Raw genomic sequence first — 17,092 nt, forward strand, 5'->3', positions numbered from 1 at the left:
GCGACCGATCCGCTGGTGACCCACGCTGATCGAGTAGCGACCGAGCCGCCAGGCGAGGTCGTGTATCGAGATCTCGAGACGTTCTCGGCCGGCGCCTCGACCTTGCGGCAGGGCCGGCGCTGCGAGCTGCTCGATCAGCGGCAGGGCCGGCGCCTCGACCTGCTCGATCAGGAGAACCGGAACGGTTTCTCCCGGTCGTTCGTTGACCGGTAGCCTCTAAAGAGGCGCGCACAGCCACCAGGTCGACGGGAAAGGACAGTGGGAACGGACGCGGGGTGCTCATCGCCACCCGACGCGACCTCCACCAACACGCATGAATCGTAAGGCAGTATTCCGAAACCTCGCCATCGTGGTGCTGATCGTCGCTGCTCTGTGGGGCTGGAGCGCGATGCGCGACAGCGGGCGCGAGTTCCGGTCCGTCGACACCTACAAGGCTCTCACCGAACTCAACAAGAAGTCGAATGTCGAGTTCGTCCAGATCGACGACCGTGAACAGGCCCTGCGGATCTCCTTGAAGAAGGCGATCGCGATCGACGACAAGGGCACCACGTCCGACAAGATCAGCGCGAAGTACCCGGCGCAGGCCGGTGAGCAGGTCTTCGACTCGGTCACCGCGACCGGCGCCGGTTACCAGACGAACGTGAACGAGCAGTCGGCCTTCTGGCAGATCCTGCTGTTCATCCTGCCGATGATCATCCTGTTCGGCCTGTTCTTCTTCGTGATGAACCGCATGCAGGGCGGTGGCCGCGGTGGCGTCATGGGCTTCGGCAAATCGAAGGCCAAGCAGCTGTCCAAGGACATGCCGAAGACCACCTTTTCCGATGTCGCGGGCGCCGACGAGGCCGTCGAGGAGCTCTACGAGATCAAGGACTTCCTGCAGAATCCGTCTCGCTATCAGGCGTTGGGCGCGAAGATCCCCAAGGGCGTTCTTCTCTACGGTCCGCCCGGTACCGGTAAGACGCTGCTCGCGCGGGCCGTCGCGGGCGAGGCCGGTGTGCCGTTCTTCACCATCTCCGGTTCGGACTTCGTGGAGATGTTCGTCGGTGTCGGTGCCTCGCGTGTGCGCGACCTGTTCGAGCAGGCCAAGGCCAACAGCCCGTGCATCATCTTCGTCGACGAGATCGATGCCGTCGGCCGGCAGCGCGGCGCGGGTCTCGGCGGCGGCCACGACGAACGTGAGCAGACACTGAACCAGTTGCTCGTCGAGATGGACGGTTTCGGCGACCGCTCGGGTGTCATCCTGATCGCCGCGACGAACCGCCCCGACATCCTCGACCCGGCACTGCTGCGTCCCGGCCGCTTCGATCGCCAGATCCCGGTCGGTAACCCGGACATCGCGGGCCGCCGCGCGATCCTGAAGGTGCATGCCAAGGGCAAGCCGATCGACTCCGACGCCGACCTCGACGGTCTCGCCAAGCGCACGCCCGGCATGTCGGGCGCCGACCTCGCGAACGTCGTCAACGAGGCCGCGCTGCTCGCCGCACGCGAGAACAAGACGACCATCACCGCCGAGATGCTCGAGGAGGCGGTCGACCGCGTCATCGGCGGTCCGCGCCGCAAGAGCCGCATCATCAGCGAGCACGAGAAGAAGGTCGTCGCCTACCACGAGGGCGGCCATACGCTCGCGGCGTGGGCGATGCCGGATCTCGACCCGATCTACAAGGTCACCATTCTGGCCCGCGGCCGGACCGGTGGTCACGCGCTCGCGGTGCCCGAGCAGGACAAGGACCTGATGACGCGGTCGGAGATGATCGCGCGCCTGGTGATGGCGATGGGTGGCCGGGCCGCCGAGGAACTCGTCTTCCACGAGCCGACGACCGGTGCGTCCTCGGACATCGATCAGGCCACGAAGATCGCGCGGGCCATGGTCACCGAGTACGGCATGAGCTCCAAACTCGGTGCCGTGCACTACGGACAGGAACAGGGTGACCCGTTCCTGGGTCGCTCGATGGGCAATCAGGCGTCGTACTCCTCCGAGGTCGCCAGCGAGATCGACGACGAGGTGCGCAGGCTCATCGAGGCCGCCCATACCGAGGCGTGGGCCATCCTGTCGGAGTACCGCGACGTCCTCGACGTGCTGGCCACCGAGCTTCTCGAGAAGGAGACGCTGACCCGCAAGGATCTGGAGAAGATCTTCGAGAGCGTGGAGAAGCGTCCGCGGATCACCACGTTCAACGACTTCGGCGACCGCACCCCCAGCGACAAGCCGCCGGTGAAGACGCCGGGTGAACTCGCGATCGAGCGCGGCGAGCCGTGGCCGCCGGAACCGGCCGAGCCGCCGGTGCCGGTGGGTGCCCCGGATCCGTCCGGTTACCCGAACCCCGGTGGGCCGCAGCAGTATCCGGGCTATCCGCAGCCGGGTCACCCCCAGCAGGGGTATCCGCAACCCGGGTACCCGCCGCAACAGACACCCGGATATCCGCCGCAGTACGGCGGCGGATACGGCGCACCGCCGCAGCCGCCGACCGGCGGCACGCGGCCCGACTACGGCGCACCGCGCGACTGGTCGGCACCGGGCTGGCCGCCTGCCGGACCCGCTCCCACACCGGGACAGTCGCCGGGGCATCAGGCGCCGGGTTACGGACCCCCGCAGGGCCCGAACGGAGCGGCACCGAACGGGACCGGCCCCAACGGGACCGCACCGCACGGTCCGAACGGCGAGACCGGCCATCGCGACGACAGCGGTGACGGTCCCACGACGTAAGCGAGTTGCACGGCCCGGTGCACAACGGGCCGTACGCACCTCCACCCGAGACGCCACCCCGGAGAGACGGGATCAGACACGATGACGATCAGCTCACTCGACAATCGCGACGGCGCGGGCGACCAGTTGAACGGCAGTACGCCGCGCGACGAGCCCGAGGTCGACGACGCGGGCGGTCGCTTCGATCTGGCACGTGCCGAGGCCGCGGTCCGCGAACTGTTGATCGCGGTCGGCGAGGACCCCGACCGCGAAGGTCTCCGCCGAACGCCGCACCGGGTGGCGAAGGCCTACCGCGAGGTGTTCGCGGGGCTCTACACCGATCCCAGCGACGTACTCGCGACGACCTTCGACGAGGATCACGACGAGCTCGTACTGGTCAAGGACATCCCGATGTACTCGACGTGCGAACACCACCTGGTGGCGTTCCACGGCGTCGCGCATGTCGGTTACATCCCGGGAACGTCCGGCCGGGTGACGGGATTGTCGAAGCTCGCCCGTCTCGTCGACCTGTACGCGAAGCGCCCGCAGGTGCAGGAGCGGCTGACCAGTCAGATCGCCGACGCCATCGTGTCGCGTCTGGATCCGCGCGGGGTGATCGTGGTCATCGAGGCAGAGCACCTGTGCATGGCGATGCGTGGCATCCGTAAGCCGGGTGCCACGACGACGACCTCGGCCGTCCGCGGGATCTTCAAGACAAGCGCGGTCTCACGCGGTGAGGCCCTCGATCTGATCTCGCGGACCTGATCCGCCGGATCGTCGCCGCATGCCCAACAATCTGATCCGCTCGCCGCGGTCCGCCGATCGCTGTCTCGTCATGGGTGTGATCAACGTGACCGCCGATTCGTTCTCCGACGGCGGCCGGTACCTCGACACCGACGCGGCGGTGGCGCACGGTCGGGCACTCATCGATGCCGGTGCCGATCTGATCGACATCGGTGGCGAGTCCACCCGGCCCGGGGCCGCCCGTGTCGACCCGGCAGAAGAGGCCCGGCGTGTGGTTCCGGTGATCGCCGGTCTCGCCGATGCCGGGATTCCCATCTCCGTGGACACCATGCGATCGGAGGTCGCGGTCGCGGCCATCGAGGCCGGGGCGTCGATCGTCAACGACGTGTCCGGAGGACGCGCCGATGCCGCGATGGGCCGGGTCGTGGCGGAGGCCGGCGTGCCGTGGATTCTCATGCACTGGCGACCCGTCGCGGAGTCCGCCGGCGCCGCTCGCGACGCGTTCACCCACGGCATCGGCGACGCCGGACGCTACCGGGACGTGGTGGCCGAGGTGAGCGGAGAGTTGCTGGCACAGGTGGATTCCGCGGTCGCCGCCGGCGTCGATCCGGATCAGATCGTGCTCGACCCGGGACTGGGCTTCGCGAAGACCGGCGAGCACAACTGGGCGCTGCTGCATGCGCTGCCCACATTGGTCGGGCTGGGTTTCCCGGTCCTGGTCGGGGCATCACGAAAGCGTTTCCTGGGCACCTTGCTGGCCGACGCCGACGGACCCCGTGCACCGGACGGCCGGGAGATCGCGACGGCCGCGATCTCCACACTCTCGGCGGCCCACGGCGCGTGGGCTGTCCGTGTGCACGACGTCGCCGCGAGCCGCGATGCGGTGGCCGTCGCGGCGGCCTGGCGATCGGGCGGGCGGCGCGGATCGGCGCACGGCATCGAGGTGCCGCGAACGAGCGAGGAGGACGGCTGATGGCGGACCGTATCGAACTGCGCGGCCTGGTGGTGCGGGGCAATCACGGTGTCTTCGATCACGAGCGGCGTGACGGCCAGGACTTCGTCGTCGACATCACGGTGTGGATCGATCTGTCCGCGGCCGCGGACAGCGACGACCTCGCCGACACCGTCGATTACGGCCACCTCGCGCAGCTCGCCCACGACGTCGTCGCCGGTGAGCCACGCAACCTCATCGAGGTCGTCGGCGCCGAGGTGGCCGAGACGATCATGAACGACGACCCGCGCATCGCGGCGTGCGAGGTGACTTTGCACAAGCCGTCCGCGCCGATACCGCTGCAGTTCGACGACGTCGCGGTGGTGACGCGCCGGTCGCGCAAGGGAATGGCGGGCCGGTGACCACGCAGCGCAGCCGTGCCGTGCTGTCGGCCGGATCGAATATCGGTGACCGGGTGGCGCACCTGGCCGCCGTCGTCGACCGGTACGCCGACGATCTGGTGGCCGTGTCACGGATCTACTCGACACCACCCTGGGGCGGCGTCGACCAGGACGACTTCCTCAACATCACGCTGATCGTCGAGGGCGCACGAGCGCCCGAGGACTGGCTGGCCGTCGGTGCCGAACTCGAGCAGGAGGCCGACCGGGTCCGCGAGGTCCGGTGGGGACCGCGCACCCTCGACGTCGACGTGATCTCGGTCGACATCGACGGCGAACCGGTGATCGCCGACGATCCGGTACTGACGCTGCCTCATCCGAGGGCCGCGCAGCGCGCCTTCGTGCTGGTGCCGTGGCTGGAGATCGACCCCGCCGCCACGCTCTGGACTCCGGACGGCGTGCGGGCGGTGGCCGACCTGATCGATGCCGTCGATCCGGCCGAGCGGGCGGCGGTGGTGCCCGTCGCCGACCCACCAGCCGATGGTCGGGGCAGTGGTGCGACAAGCCGAGGCCGGGAGGCGCGATGACCGATCAGCACCGACGACACGATGTTCGCCCCCCGGGCGACGATGAGCCCGGTCTCGGTCCGACTCGGGTGCGTGATCTCGCCGTCATCGCGGTGGTGGTCGGGGTGATCGCCTGGATCCTGGTCCGCTACAACTACGGCAGCCTGCCGCCGATGCCGCTGCTCGCCGGGATCGTGTTGTACATCCTGGCGGCTCTCGAGGTGGTCATCGCGTTCATCGTGCGGTCCCGGGTGGCGTCCCGCGATGTCGGCCCGGCACATGGGCAACTGCATCCACTGACCGCCGCCCGCGTGCTCGCGCTCGCCAAGGCCTCCGCCATTCTCGGCGCGATCGCCATCGGCGTGTGGACGGGACTACTCGTCTATCTCCTCAATCAGCACGACCTCGCCGCTGCCGATCACGATCGCCCGGGAGCGATCATCGGTCTCGTCGGCGGCGTCCTTCTCGTGGCCGCCGCGCTGTGGCTCGAGTACTGCTGCCGCGCACCCGACGATCCGACCGACGACGCGATCGGAGACGGCTCACCCGGCCGTGCCTGAGAACGGAGAATCGTGACTCTCCGCTTCAGGTTGGCCAAGATCGGCGCGTGCAGACGGTAAGTTCACCCACATGACCTCTACTGGCCGCTCCTCCGAGTCCCGGCGTGCCGGCCGATCGGTTGGCCAATGGTTATTGGGTCTGCTGATCGTCCTGGCCCTCGCGGCCAGTGTGCTCATGGTGTTCACCGACCAACTGTCGATCACCGGTTCCCTGGCCGTCATCGCCGCTCTGTGGGCGGCCGTCATCGGCGCCATCCTGGTCACCAAATTCCGCAGGCAGGCCGATGCCGCGGAGTCCAAGAGCCGCGACCTGCGACTCGTGTACGAACTTCAGCTCGAACGAGAGATCGCCGCGCGCCGTCAGTACGAACTCGACGTCGAGTCCACCATCCGCAAGGAGATCCGCGACGAGTCGAATGTCGAACTGGCCGACCTGAAGGCCCAGGTTCTGGCCCTGCGATCCAGCCTCGAGATGTTGCTCGGCGAACCGCTGCCGGACAGTCGGGTGGCGCTGCCGAGTGAACGGCTGCGTGAGCTCGCCTCCGGCATCGGACAGAGTCACCGCCACGGATCGGACGACGACTCCCCGTCCCGCTTCGGCCTCACCGACGACAGCGCGATCGCCGCCCGCGACTTCGCGGCCACCGCTCCCGAGCCCGGTCGTCGTGAATCGGGCTTCGAGGACGCCCGGCGCGGTGCACCGGACACCAACCCGAACGAGATGACCGAGGTCATCCCGATCATCTCCGACGATGCCCCCATCTCCGGCCGGATCGCCACCGAGGTGCCCGCGGAGGAAGCCGACGACGAGGTCGTCGAGGCCGTCGCGGTGCCCGAGACGCAGCAACCCGAGACCCGTGCCTGGGCGCCGTTCGAACCGTCCTCCTTCGGCCAGGGAGCAGAGGGTGGGTCGGTCGAGGTCGAGGAGACCGTCGAGTACGCGGAGGCCGATCCGGTCGCCACCGATCCCTCCGCCTCGGGATCGCCGGTTCCGCCGGTGGTCTTCGGGGACGACACACCCACCGACGAATGGCCGGCGCAATCCGCCGGCGACGCACCCGCCGCGCACCCCGGGGCCGAGGCTCCCGCACCGGCCGCAGCCGGTGCCTACGGCTACGGCCAGTACATGTCGCAGCAGCAGTCCACCGACGAGGCGGAGCCCGGTCACCTCGCGTACGGCGCCGTCGCACCCGATTCGCCGTTGCGTGCCGACACCCCGGATGCCCACACCGATGATGATTCCGCCGACGGGACCGAGAGCCCCGAATCGCCGGAGGAGCAGCCGTCGTTCGCGGGTTTCGGCCGGCACGAAGGTGGTGACGCGCAGTCCGTACCGGGCCGCCGGCGCCGCCGCGCCGAGGACGACGACAATGCCCACTCCGCGGGTCTGCCGGTGTCCGAACTGCTCAGCCAGCTTCGGCAGTCGCAGAGCCAGGATGCCGGTCGTCGGCGGCGGAACGACTGACATTCATCGGTTCCGGTACGCGGATTCTTCAACCGCCGATCGAGTAGCCCGAGGCGCCGGCCGAGGGCGTATCGAGATCCCCTCATTCATCCGAATTAAGCCCTTGCGTCCCCGACGCACCGGCTTTACTGTTCTTCTTCTGCGGCGTGACGCATCGCCCGGTGTGAGCCGGGGAAAGGCGGGCCGACCAGCCCGTCGCCACGAGAGATCGTGGTACCTCACGCAATCCGAGCCGGTCGCCTCACCTCCGGGTGGGGCAGGCGACGCGAGTCGTCGGACCGGGGGAGGCCGATACGGTGACCCCCACCCCCGTACGTGACGGGGAGGTCCGATGGATGACGAGTGTCGTTGCGGCAGAGGAGGAATGACAGTCCGAGGTTGTCAGCCAAGGGCGTGTTCCATGACCGTCGGCGCGGGGAGACGTACTCCGGGTTCGGCGGAAGAGTGCCAGTAGGACCGACATCCGAACGCTCGGAGGGTGTGAAGCATTCTGTGGCCCAAAAGGTTACGGAACTTCAGGGAAAGCGCATCCTCGGTCACCGCATGACTAGCTCAAACGGAAGAGCTATCGACTTTGGATCGACAGGTTGCCGGTTCGAATCCGGCGTTGTGCCTTCACAGAAGCGAAAGCCTTTCCCTGCTGCGAGGCGAAAGCGCCTCTAATGCTCGGCCCGCGAGGGAACCGAGCCTGCCGGAAGCCCGCAAGGCGACCGGGAGTTCATGCGAGAGTAGTGCACCGCAGGGGCCGTACACCCCTGCGCGGAGCGAAATCGGTGGAGTGGCCCGCAGCATGAGGACTGGTCGGCCCAACCGACCGGGCGTGGTGGATACGGCAGGAATGTCGTGGAAAAGGCGGGAAACGGATAATCCGTCGAAAGGCCACCGGGAGGTGCCGCATATTCTCAGCGGCGCCACCACAACTTTCTCCCGCGGCATCGACCGTGGGGCTGTGGTGAGGCCGGTCACAGGATGTGGCCGCGCGGCCCCGCAATGCTTAGTCTTTGGAGGCAACGTCCGGTACCCGGGCACGCGATCATGATGCGAATAGCATCGTCGCCTGTCGGGACTGGAACGGACAACTCGGAGGACTGTGATGACCTCGCCGACAGCTGGTCGTGGACCCGGCATGGGCTCGGGTGCTGCTGACCCGTACCTGCAGGGTCTCTCCAATCTGCCTGCTCCCGCGCGGCTCACCGTCGGCATCGTCTCCGCCGGTCGGGTCGGCACGGCTCTCGGCGAGGCTCTGGAGAAGGCAGGCCATGTGGTCGGCGGCGTCGTCGCCCGTTCCGCAGCGGCCCGCGCGCGGGTCGCCGAACGTCTTCCGGACTCCCAGATCCTCGATCTCGACGAGGTGGTGGGTCGCTGCGAACTGCTGGTCATCGCCGTCCCGGATGCTGCCCTCGATCAGGTCGTCGCCGAGATCGCGGCGACCGGCCGCCTCCGTCCGGGCACCCTCGTCGTCCATACCGCGGGCGCCCACGGCGTCGAGGTCCTCGAACCGCTGACCGACATGGGTGCGATGCCGCTGGCCATTCATCCGGCGATGACCTTCGTCGGCGCGCGGGAGGACACCGCCCGGCTGCACCAGGCCTGCTTCGGCGTCACCGCGGCCGATGAGATCGGTTTCGCCATCGCGCAGTCCCTGGTGTTCGAGATGGGCGGCGAACCGGTGCGCATCTCCGAATGTGACCGTGTGCTCTACCACGCAGCCCTCGCGCACGGCGCGAATCATCTGGTCACGCTCATCTGCGACGCGGTGCGGGCACTCGACGCCGCCATCGACGGCGGGCCCGACGGCCCGGCCCGAGACACCGCGACCGTCGACGGCACCAGCGCCCGGCTCGCCGAACGCATCCTGGCGCCACTGGTGGGCGCCGCTCTGCAGAATGTGCTCGAACTCGGGCCCGATGCCCTGACCGGACCGGTCGCGCGCGGTGACGCCGAAGCCGTCGCCGATCATCTCGCCGCACTCGGCGCCCTGCCCGGCACGCCGGGGGTGCAGGCGCGACTCGTCGACGCCTACCGGGTGATGGCCGCCCGGACCGCCGGCTACACCGATGCCCCGGCAGCGGTGCGAGAGATCCTGGAGGCCTCGTCATGACCACCGAACTGCCCGAGAAGTCGTTCGTGCCCGGTGAACTCACCGTGCATCGTGACCCGGCCACCATGCAGCGCATCAGTCGTGCTCTGCGCCGCGCGGGCAAACGGGTTGTCCTGGTTCCCACCATGGGGGCATTGCACGCCGGACATCTGGAGCTCGTCCGCGCCGCGAAAGCCAAGGGCAACACCATCGTCATCGTGTCGATCTTCGTCAACCCGCTGCAGTTCGGTGCGGGCGAAGACCTCGACGCCTACCCGCGGACCTTCGACGACGACCTCGCCCTGCTCCGGCCGCTCGGCGTGGAATTGGTCTTCGCCCCGACGCCCGCGGATATGTATCCCGACGGTCCGCGCACCACCGTGCAGCCCGGTCCCACCGGCGCCATCCTCGAAGGTCTCTCGCGGCCAACGCATTTCGCCGGGATGCTGACCGTGGTGTGCAAGCTGCTGAACATCACGATGCCGAACACCGCGTACTTCGGTGAGAAGGACTACCAGCAGTTGGTGCTCATCCAGCAGATGGTCACCGACCTGAACATGGATGTCGAGATCGTCGGTGTGCCGACCGTGCGCGAAGCCGACGGTCTGGCGCTGTCGTCCCGCAATCGGTACCTCACCGACGACCAGCGGCACCTCGCGACCGCTCTCTCGGCCGCTCTCACCGCGGGGGCGCATGCCGCCGCCGGGGGACCGGCCGCCATCCTCGATGTCGCGCGTTCGGTCCTCGACGCCGAGCCCGGCATCGACGTCGACTACCTGGAGCTGCGCGGCCGTGACCTGGGTGAACCGCCCGAACTGGGGGACGGACGACTGCTGGTCGCCGCGCGCATCGGCAATACCCGCCTCATCGACAATGTCGGCGTCGCCATCGGCACCGGCTTCAGCGGCCGGGATCCCGAACGCCTCGCCGGCGCCCCTGACGCTTCCGACACCACGACCTCCGGCCGAACTGAGGAGTAGACCATGTTCCGCACCATGATGAAGTCCAAGATCCACCGCGCCCGCGTCACGCAGGCCGACCTCCACTACGTCGGGTCGGTGACCATCGATCAGGATCTGCTCGACGCCGCCGACCTGCTCGAGGGTGAGCAGGTGACGATCGTCGACATCGACAACGGCGCACGCCTCGAGACCTACGTCATCGCTGGTGAGCGCGGCTCGGGCGTCATCGGAATCAACGGTGCCGCAGCGCATCTCGTGCATCCGGGCGACCTCGTGATCATCATCGCCTACGGCATCCTGAGTGAACAGGAACTGCGCGAGTATTCGCCGTCGGTGGTCTTCGTCGACGAACTGAACCGCGTGGAGGAGACCGGACACGACCCGGCCCGTGCGCCGGAGGGTTCGGGGCTGCTCGACCCCCGTGAACTCGTGCACTGACGATGCTGCTCACCATCGACGTCGGCAACACCAACATTCATCTGGGGGTGTTCGCCGGTAGTGGCGATCACGCGCACCTGGTGCGGGACTGGCGGATTCACACCGATCCCAACATGACCGCGGACGAACTGGCGCTCACGATCCGCGGACTGCTCGGCGACGATCAGGACCAGATCACCGGGGTGACCGCGTTGTCCACGGTGCCCTCGCTGCTGCGTGAGTTGCGGGTGATGGTGCCGCGCTACTTCGAGCACGCCCACCATGTGCTTCTGGAACCCGGTGTGCGGACCGGCGTGCCACTGCTCGTCGACAATCCGAAGGAGGTCGGCACCGACCGGGTGGCGAATTGTGTTGCCGCGCAGGCCAACTATCCGGGCCCCTGCATCGTGGTGGCACTGGGCACCGCGACCGTCGTCGACGCGGTGTCGGCCAAGGGGGAATTCCTGGGCGGTGCGATCGCCCCCGGCGTGAACCTCGCGGTCCAGGCGCTGTCGGAACACACCGTGACGGTGCGCAGGGTCGAGTTGCAGCCGCCGCGCAGCGTGCTCGGCAAGAACACCTCCGAGGCGCTGCAATCGGGGATCCTCTACGGCTTCGCCGGGCAGATCGACGCTCTCGTCGACCGGATCCGCGACACCGTCGACGGATTCGACTCCGACGACGTCACGGTCGTCGCCACCGGGTTCCTCGCTCCGCTCATGTACGACGAATGCGAGACCCTCACCACGCACCATCCCTACCTCACGCTCGACGGTCTGCGCCGCGTCTACGAACGCGTCCGCGCGCAGCGCAACCGACGCTGAGCGAGGCGATTGTCGCCGATCTCCCCGAGAACGCCGGTGGCCGGGAACCTCGGAGGAGGTACCCGGCCACGGCATGTGCGCTGTCGCGCTGTGTGTTCCGTCAGATCACGGGATGGTCAGCACCTGTCCGACGTTGATCAGATCCGGGTTCGGGATGTTGTTGAGCTTCGCGATCTCGCCGTAGCGGTTGCCGTCGCCCAGGTACTGCTCGGCGATGGCCCACAGGGTGTCGCCGGAGACCACGGTGTGAGTGCGCTTCTTCGGAGCCGGCGGAGGCGGCGGAGCGGCCGGGGCCGGGGCGGGCTTGGCCTCGATCGGGTTGTCGGTGACGGTGTCCGACTGCCACAGCGGTGTGTCGCCCTCGTAGAGAACCGCATTGCGGTCGTCCTGCAGCACCAGGCGGACGTTGGCACCGGTGGTCTTGGTCGACCAGATGCCGTCGCCGTTGCCGTTGTAGACGACGAAGTTGCCGTCTTCCTGCACCGTCGCGCGGACGCCGCCCTTGCCGTTGGTCTTGGTCGACCAGATCGGGTTGCCCTGATCGGCGAGCACCAGGTTGCCGTCGTCCTGGAAGGACAGTGTGTAGGCGCCGTTGGCGGAGGTCAGCGAGTCGCCGGTGCCGAGGCGGTCGTTCACGGAGAGAGTGTCGGTCACAGTAATCCGATCTACGTGCGGATGAAGACATCGGTCGATGTCGACGTCAGACAGTAATGCGCCCATCGTGCGCGGTTCCGCATTTCGGATGAACGGAGAACAAAATACTCACGGTGAGTCAGTCCTCTGGCGCGTGACGGGACCGTGTGGCAAACTCTGTGCCGTGATCATGAGCTGTCAGGAGTGTTGTCAGGGCTGAGTCCGCGTCATGCGGCCGCCCTTCGTCGACGACCCCCGCTCATCTCGATCTCCTCAGGACCCATCATGACTGCCACTCTGGCCGCCCCTTTCTCCGTTTCCGTCGCTGACACCGCACCCCGCAAGCTGTCGGCCCAGCCGCTCGAATACGCCGCGCTCGTCGCGTCGGGTCTGACCCCCGTCGACGTGCGTGGCCAGCACAAACGTGACCGGGACGGCGTGCTGTCGGGCGCCGTCGCCATCGATGCCGCCGATGTGCTGCGACGCCTGATCCCGGGCACCGCCGACTCCCTGCGCACCGCGGCGACCGATGCTCGCTGGCTGCTCGTCTCCGACGACGGGCACGAAGCCGAATGGCTCGCCTGGCATCTGCAGGCGCAAGGCGTGGACGGCGCGATCTTCGTGGTCGGCGGCTACCACGCGTTGCGTCGGCAGCAGGTCGCCGGCCGGATCAGTGACCGGGAACTCGCGGCGATCGCCGCGCACTGACGACGCCCGAACGGGGGCACCCAGACCGATCGGCCGATCCGATATCTTTGTGGCGTGAGTGAATCCCCCGCCAGCACCGACATCGACGACGACAACACCCCGGAACAGCTCCGGATCCGTCGGGAGAAGCGGTCGGCGATCCTCGGCGACGGACGTGAAGCCTATCCCGTCAGTGTCGGGCGCACCCACTCCCTGGCCGAACTGCGCGAGCGCTTCGGCGACCTGGAGGCGGGCGCCGAGACCGGCGAGGTGGTCGGTGCCGCCGGACGCGTCATCTTCCTGCGCAACAAGGGCAAGCTCTGTTTCGCGACCCTGCAGGAGGGGGACGGGACCCAGTTGCAGGCGATGATCAGCTTCAACGGCGTCGGCGAGGAATCGTTGGCGCGCTGGAAGTCCGAGGTCGACCTCGGCGACATCGTGTTCGTGCACGGACAGGTCATCAGCTCGCGCACCGGCGAACTCTCGGTCATGGCGGATTCGTGGGAGATGGCCTCGAAGGCATTGCGGCCGTTGCCGGTTGCGCACAAGGACATGAATGAGGAGTCGCGGGTACGGCAGCGCTATCTCGACCTGATCGTGCGTCCGGAGGCACGTCAGATCGCCCGCACCCGCGTCAAGGTGATCGCGGCACTGCGTGAGGCGCTCGACCGCCGGGATTTCCTCGAGGTCGAGACCCCGATGCTGCAGACGCTGCACGGCGGAGCCGCGGCACGCCCGTTCGTCACGCACTCCAACGCCTTCGACATCGATCTGTACCTCCGTATCGCACCCGAGCTCTTCCTCAAGCGGTGCGTCGTGGGCGGCATCGACCGGGTCTTCGAGATCAACCGGAACTTCCGCAACGAGGGTGCGGACTCCACGCACTCACCCGAGTTCGCGATGCTGGAGACCTACCAGGCCTACGGCACCTATGACGATTCCGCGATCATGATTCGTGAACTGGTGCAAGAGATCTCACAGGCCGCGCTCGGCACCCTCACGCCGACGATGGCCGACGGCAGCACCTACGACCTGTCCGGCGAGTGGACATCGCTGGAGATGTATCCGTCGCTGTCGGAGGCGCTCGGCCAGGAGATCGTGCCCGATGCCGACGGCGCGGGCACCACCGTCGACGAACTGCTCGCGATCGCGGCACGCGTCGGCCTCGACATCCCCAAGGACAAGGGGTACGGACACGGCAAGCTCGTCGAGGAACTGTGGGAACACATGGTCGGCGAGAAGCTGTCGGAACCGGTGTTCGTGCGGGACTTCCCGGTGGAGACGTCGCCGCTGGTGCGCGCGCACCGCAGCGTGCCCGGGGTCGTCGAGAAGTGGGACCTCTACGTGCGTGGCTTCGAACTCGCCACCGGCTACTCCGAGCTGATCGACCCGGTCATCCAGCGTGAGCGTTTCGCCGATCAGGCGCGCCTCGCCGCCGCCGGCGACGACGAGGCCATGCGCCTCGACGAGGAGTTCCTCGCCGCGATGGAGTACGGCATGCCGCCCACGACCGGCACCGGCATGGGTATCGACCGTCTGCTGATGGCACTCACCGGCCTCGGCATCCGCGAGACCATCCTCTTCCCGCTCGTCAAGCCGATCTCCTAGCAGTCACGCGCGGAAACGCGTGTCACTTCGACGGATTCGGGTTGGTGATGTGACGGATCCGCGCCAGGACCCACGCGGGTCGCGTCGTGACGTCGTGCCAGGTGAAACGCAGAACCGTCCATCCATTCGCGATGAGCACGTTCTGCCGTTCGCGATCATGCTGGAAGGCCTCGGCATCGCTGTGGAAGGCGAAGCCGTCGATCTCGATGGCCAGTTTGTGGTCCGGGAAAGCGAGGTCGAGCAGGTATCCGCAGGCCGGCACATTGGTGGACCAGCCGGTTAGTTCCGACGATCGGAGCACTGTGACGGCCTGCCGCCCGGCGACGGATCGTGCGCCGGAGGACATGGCGGACAACATCATTCGTGATCGCGATGATCCGACGTGCCCTGCGTTGCGCCGTTGCGCGACGACCAGATCGGTGATCGCGACCCGACCCTGCAGAAGTGCTGAGTGCATCACGCGGACATCCACGTCGACCGACGCATCGAGCACGGTGAGCGGTATCGCCGTCACCCGGAGCCCGTCGACGATCATCAGGTCGGCCGCATCGGCGGTCCGGTGCCAGATCCAGGTGCCGGCGACCTCACTGCCGTGGCGCCCGTGCGGCGCGATCACCGTCGGTACGGCGGGTGCATGCGCGGTCAACCCATGCCACCAGGCGGCGGCCGCACCCGCGAGGGCCGCCCCCGGGCCTGCGGAGAGCACCGCGATCCGCATCCGCCGCCGGTCGTTGACGCGCCGGTCCGCGGTCCGGTACACCCCGCGTACCACCCGGATCCACTCGCCGTTCGCGACGCGATGCCGGGCGCCGTCGGAATCGACGCCGTGCGCGGCTGCCTGCGCCGCGGTGAAGACACCCTCCTGTGCGGCGATCATCGAGCGCAAACGGTCCATTCTCTTCCGACGCACACCGACCCCCGTCGGTTCCCCTCGACGAACCCCGGGGAGAGTGGCCGGACCTAGAGGGAGCGTTTGAGGATTTTGCCGGAGGGGTTGCGGGGGAAGGCGTCGACGAAGACCACCGACCGGGGCACCTTGAAGTTGGCGAGGTGTTCCTTGCAGAAGGCGATCACCGCGTCCTCGTCGAGTGCGGCATCGTCGCGCACGGTGAGGAAGGCGCGTCCGACCTCGCCGAGTCGTTCGTCCGGGACGCCGATGACGGCGGATTCGGTCACTCCGTCGAGGCGTGCGAGAGTCTGTTCGATCTCGGCGGGATACACGTTGAAGCCGCCACAGATGTACATGTCCTTGAGGCGGTCGGTGATCGTCAGGTTGCCGTGTTCGTCGAGGGTGCCGATGTCACCGGTGTGCAGCCAGCCGTCGGCATCGATCGTCGCGGCCGTTGCGTCGGGGTCGTCGAGGTAGCCACGCATCACCATGTCGCCGCGAGCCAGCACCTCACCCTGGTCGGACAGCCGGATCTCCATGCCGGGGAAGGCCCGCCCGCAGGTGTGCGCGACGGTGGCGTCGTCATCATCCGGCGTGCAGGTGGAGACGAATCCGCTGGCCTCGGTGAGTCCGTAGGCGGTCACCACGGTGTCCACGCCGAGGTCCGATTGCAGTCGCTCGACCAGGACGATGGGCACGATGGAGGCACCGGTGATGACGATGCGCAACGACGAGAGGTCGTGGTCGCCGCGAGCCGGGTCGTCGAGGATGGTCTGGAAGATCGTCGGTGCACCGGGGAACACCGTGGCCCGATGTTTGTCGACGAGTGACATCGCCGTTGCGGGTGTGTAGACCGCGAGCGGGATCATCGTGGTGCCGAACAGCGTGCACGGCAGGATGCCCGCCTTGTAGCCGAAGGTGTGGAAGTACGGGTTGGCCATCAGGTAGCGGTCGTCGGGGGAGAGCTGCGCGTTGGCGCCCCAACCGTGCGAGCCGGCCATGGTCTGCCGGTGTTCGGCGAGCACACCCTTCGACTTCCCGGTGGTTCCCGACGTGAACAGGATGTCCGAGAGATCTTCGGGCCCAACGGAATCCGCTCGACGATCGGCCTCGGCGCGGGTCTCGTCGGTCGCGCGGGCCAGGAAATCCGACCAGTCGACGGCGCCGTCCGGCGCCGCGGAACCGTCCAGCTGCACGCCGACGACCACGTCCGGGAGGCGTTCGGCATGGTCGCCGAGCAGGTCGGCGAGGTGATTGGCGCCGACGAACTCGCCGGACACCACGACGGCCCCGGCGTGGGATCGTTCGATGATCTCGATGGCCTCGCCCGGGGTGTACCGGGTGTTGAGGGGGACCAGTACCGCGCCCGCGTACTGCGTGCCGAGTGCGGCGACCGGCCAGTGATGACTGTTCGGGGACCAGATGGCCACTGTGTCGCCGGGTTCGACACCGGAGTCGATGAGCGCGGCGGCGAAGGTGCGGGCCTCGTCGAGGAGTTCCTGCCAGGTCAGTTCGACCGGGGCGCCCCATTGTCCGTCGATGATCGCCGTTCGGCCGGGCCATGTCTCGGCCGCCCGACGGAGAGCAGCAGGGGTCGTCAGGATGTCCTCCATGACGCCTAACCTAGCAAATGCTTGGTAGGTTA

At 67.9% G+C, this 17,092-nt stretch carries 16 protein-coding genes and 1 tRNA gene; 14 read left to right on the top strand and 3 right to left on the bottom strand.

Features of this window, described 5'->3' with window-relative positions; translation table 11 throughout:
- Window positions 1–313: 313 nt before the first annotated feature.
- The 12 genes from ftsH to AC4JJG_RS10615 all read left to right on the top strand — a co-directional run bounded on the left by ftsH (window position 314) and on the right by AC4JJG_RS10615 (window position 11,630).
- A complete protein-coding gene (gene ftsH, locus AC4JJG_RS10560; RefSeq protein ID WP_495401129.1) occupies window positions 314–2,704 on the top strand; it encodes an ATP-dependent zinc metalloprotease FtsH in 2,391 nt (796 codons plus the stop codon).
- An 81-nt stretch (window positions 2,705–2,785) separates the two neighbouring features.
- Window positions 2,786–3,448 (top strand): GTP cyclohydrolase I FolE, encoded by a 663-nt coding sequence (gene folE / locus AC4JJG_RS10565; RefSeq protein ID WP_495401130.1) that lies wholly within the window; start codon window positions 2,786–2,788, stop codon window positions 3,446–3,448.
- Window positions 3,449–3,467: 19 nt separating this feature from the next.
- A complete protein-coding gene (folP, locus tag AC4JJG_RS10570) occupies window positions 3,468–4,400 on the top strand; it encodes a dihydropteroate synthase (RefSeq protein WP_495401131.1) in 933 nt (310 codons plus the stop codon).
- A complete protein-coding gene (folB, locus tag AC4JJG_RS10575; protein ID WP_495401132.1) occupies window positions 4,400–4,780 on the top strand; it encodes a dihydroneopterin aldolase in 381 nt (126 codons plus the stop codon). The genes folP and folB overlap by 1 nt, the downstream gene beginning before the upstream one ends.
- On the top strand, window positions 4,777–5,343 hold the full coding sequence (folK, locus tag AC4JJG_RS10580; RefSeq protein WP_495401133.1) for a 2-amino-4-hydroxy-6-hydroxymethyldihydropteridine diphosphokinase: 567 nt from the start codon (window positions 4,777–4,779) through the stop codon (window positions 5,341–5,343). The genes folB and folK overlap by 4 nt, the downstream gene beginning before the upstream one ends.
- Window positions 5,340–5,882, top strand: coding sequence for a DUF3180 domain-containing protein (locus AC4JJG_RS10585; RefSeq protein ID WP_495401134.1), 543 nt, complete (start codon window positions 5,340–5,342; stop codon window positions 5,880–5,882). The genes folK and AC4JJG_RS10585 overlap by 4 nt, the downstream gene beginning before the upstream one ends.
- Window positions 5,883–5,952: 70 nt before the next feature.
- Window positions 5,953–7,347, top strand: coding sequence for a DUF6779 domain-containing protein (locus AC4JJG_RS10590; protein ID WP_495401135.1), 1,395 nt, complete (start codon window positions 5,953–5,955; stop codon window positions 7,345–7,347).
- A gap of 541 nt (window positions 7,348–7,888) precedes the next feature.
- Window positions 7,889–7,961, top strand: a tRNA-Gln gene (locus AC4JJG_RS10595).
- A 479-nt stretch (window positions 7,962–8,440) separates the two neighbouring features.
- A complete protein-coding gene (locus AC4JJG_RS10600) occupies window positions 8,441–9,448 on the top strand; it encodes a Rossmann-like and DUF2520 domain-containing protein (protein ID WP_495401136.1) in 1,008 nt (335 codons plus the stop codon).
- Window positions 9,445–10,407 (top strand): pantoate--beta-alanine ligase, encoded by a 963-nt coding sequence (panC, locus tag AC4JJG_RS10605; protein ID WP_495401137.1) that lies wholly within the window; start codon window positions 9,445–9,447, stop codon window positions 10,405–10,407. Before AC4JJG_RS10600 ends, panC begins: the two co-directional genes overlap by 4 nt.
- Before the next feature lie 3 nt (window positions 10,408–10,410).
- Entirely contained in the window at window positions 10,411–10,827 is a 417-nt protein-coding gene (gene panD, locus AC4JJG_RS10610; RefSeq protein ID WP_495401138.1) for an aspartate 1-decarboxylase, read from the top strand.
- A 2-nt stretch (window positions 10,828–10,829) separates the two neighbouring features.
- Window positions 10,830–11,630 carry a type III pantothenate kinase gene (locus AC4JJG_RS10615; RefSeq protein ID WP_495401139.1) on the top strand — a complete coding sequence of 267 codons (801 nt, stop codon included), beginning with the start codon at window positions 10,830–10,832 and terminating at the stop codon, window positions 11,628–11,630.
- Window positions 11,631–11,735: 105 nt separating this feature from the next.
- Here AC4JJG_RS10615 and AC4JJG_RS10620 read toward each other — a convergent pair whose 3' ends face one another.
- Window positions 11,736–12,284, bottom strand: coding sequence for a LysM peptidoglycan-binding domain-containing protein (locus AC4JJG_RS10620; RefSeq protein ID WP_495401140.1), 549 nt, complete (start codon window positions 12,282–12,284; stop codon window positions 11,736–11,738).
- A 264-nt stretch (window positions 12,285–12,548) separates the two neighbouring features.
- On the opposite strand from AC4JJG_RS10620, the gene AC4JJG_RS10625 reads away from it, so the two are divergent.
- Both AC4JJG_RS10625 and lysS read left to right on the top strand, forming a co-directional pair.
- A complete protein-coding gene (locus AC4JJG_RS10625; RefSeq protein ID WP_495401141.1) occupies window positions 12,549–12,971 on the top strand; it encodes a rhodanese-like domain-containing protein in 423 nt (140 codons plus the stop codon).
- A gap of 54 nt (window positions 12,972–13,025) precedes the next feature.
- A complete protein-coding gene (gene lysS / locus AC4JJG_RS10630) occupies window positions 13,026–14,558 on the top strand; it encodes a lysine--tRNA ligase (protein ID WP_495401142.1) in 1,533 nt (510 codons plus the stop codon).
- Between the two features lie 22 nt (window positions 14,559–14,580).
- Here the strand turns inward: lysS and AC4JJG_RS10635 are convergent, their stop codons facing one another.
- A complete protein-coding gene (locus tag AC4JJG_RS10635; RefSeq protein ID WP_495401143.1) occupies window positions 14,581–15,453 on the bottom strand; it encodes a PDDEXK-like endonuclease domain-containing protein in 873 nt (290 codons plus the stop codon).
- Window positions 15,454–15,518: 65 nt separating this feature from the next.
- Window positions 15,519–17,060 (bottom strand): FadD3 family acyl-CoA ligase, encoded by a 1,542-nt coding sequence (locus AC4JJG_RS10640; RefSeq protein WP_495401144.1) that lies wholly within the window; start codon window positions 17,058–17,060, stop codon window positions 15,519–15,521.
- Between the last annotated feature and the right edge of the window lie 32 nt (window positions 17,061–17,092).

Source organism: Gordonia sp. B8661-1, assembly GCF_059427765.1.

Bases quoted from the DNA above. Each gene is read 5' to 3' on its own strand.
- AC4JJG_RS10600 (WP_495401136.1), top strand. From the start codon at position 8,441: ATGACCTCGCCGACAGCTGGTCGTGGACCCGGCATGGGCTCGGGTGCT.
- folB (WP_495401132.1), top strand. From the start codon at position 4,400: ATGGCGGACCGTATCGAACTGCGCGGCCTGGTGGTGCGGGGCAATCAC.
- AC4JJG_RS10585 (WP_495401134.1), top strand. From the start codon at position 5,340: ATGACCGATCAGCACCGACGACACGATGTTCGCCCCCCGGGCGACGAT.
- panC (WP_495401137.1), top strand. From the start codon at position 9,445: ATGACCACCGAACTGCCCGAGAAGTCGTTCGTGCCCGGTGAACTCACC.
- ftsH (WP_495401129.1), top strand. From the start codon at position 314: ATGAATCGTAAGGCAGTATTCCGAAACCTCGCCATCGTGGTGCTGATC.
- AC4JJG_RS10640 (WP_495401144.1), bottom strand. From the start codon at position 17,060: ATGGAGGACATCCTGACGACCCCTGCTGCTCTCCGTCGGGCGGCCGAG.
- folE (WP_495401130.1), top strand. From the start codon at position 2,786: ATGACGATCAGCTCACTCGACAATCGCGACGGCGCGGGCGACCAGTTG.
- AC4JJG_RS10635 (WP_495401143.1), bottom strand. From the start codon at position 15,453: ATGGACCGTTTGCGCTCGATGATCGCCGCACAGGAGGGTGTCTTCACC.
- folP (WP_495401131.1), top strand. From the start codon at position 3,468: ATGCCCAACAATCTGATCCGCTCGCCGCGGTCCGCCGATCGCTGTCTC.
- AC4JJG_RS10590 (WP_495401135.1), top strand. From the start codon at position 5,953: ATGACCTCTACTGGCCGCTCCTCCGAGTCCCGGCGTGCCGGCCGATCG.
- AC4JJG_RS10615 (WP_495401139.1), top strand. From the start codon at position 10,830: ATGCTGCTCACCATCGACGTCGGCAACACCAACATTCATCTGGGGGTG.
- AC4JJG_RS10625 (WP_495401141.1), top strand. From the start codon at position 12,549: ATGACTGCCACTCTGGCCGCCCCTTTCTCCGTTTCCGTCGCTGACACC.
- panD (WP_495401138.1), top strand. From the start codon at position 10,411: ATGTTCCGCACCATGATGAAGTCCAAGATCCACCGCGCCCGCGTCACG.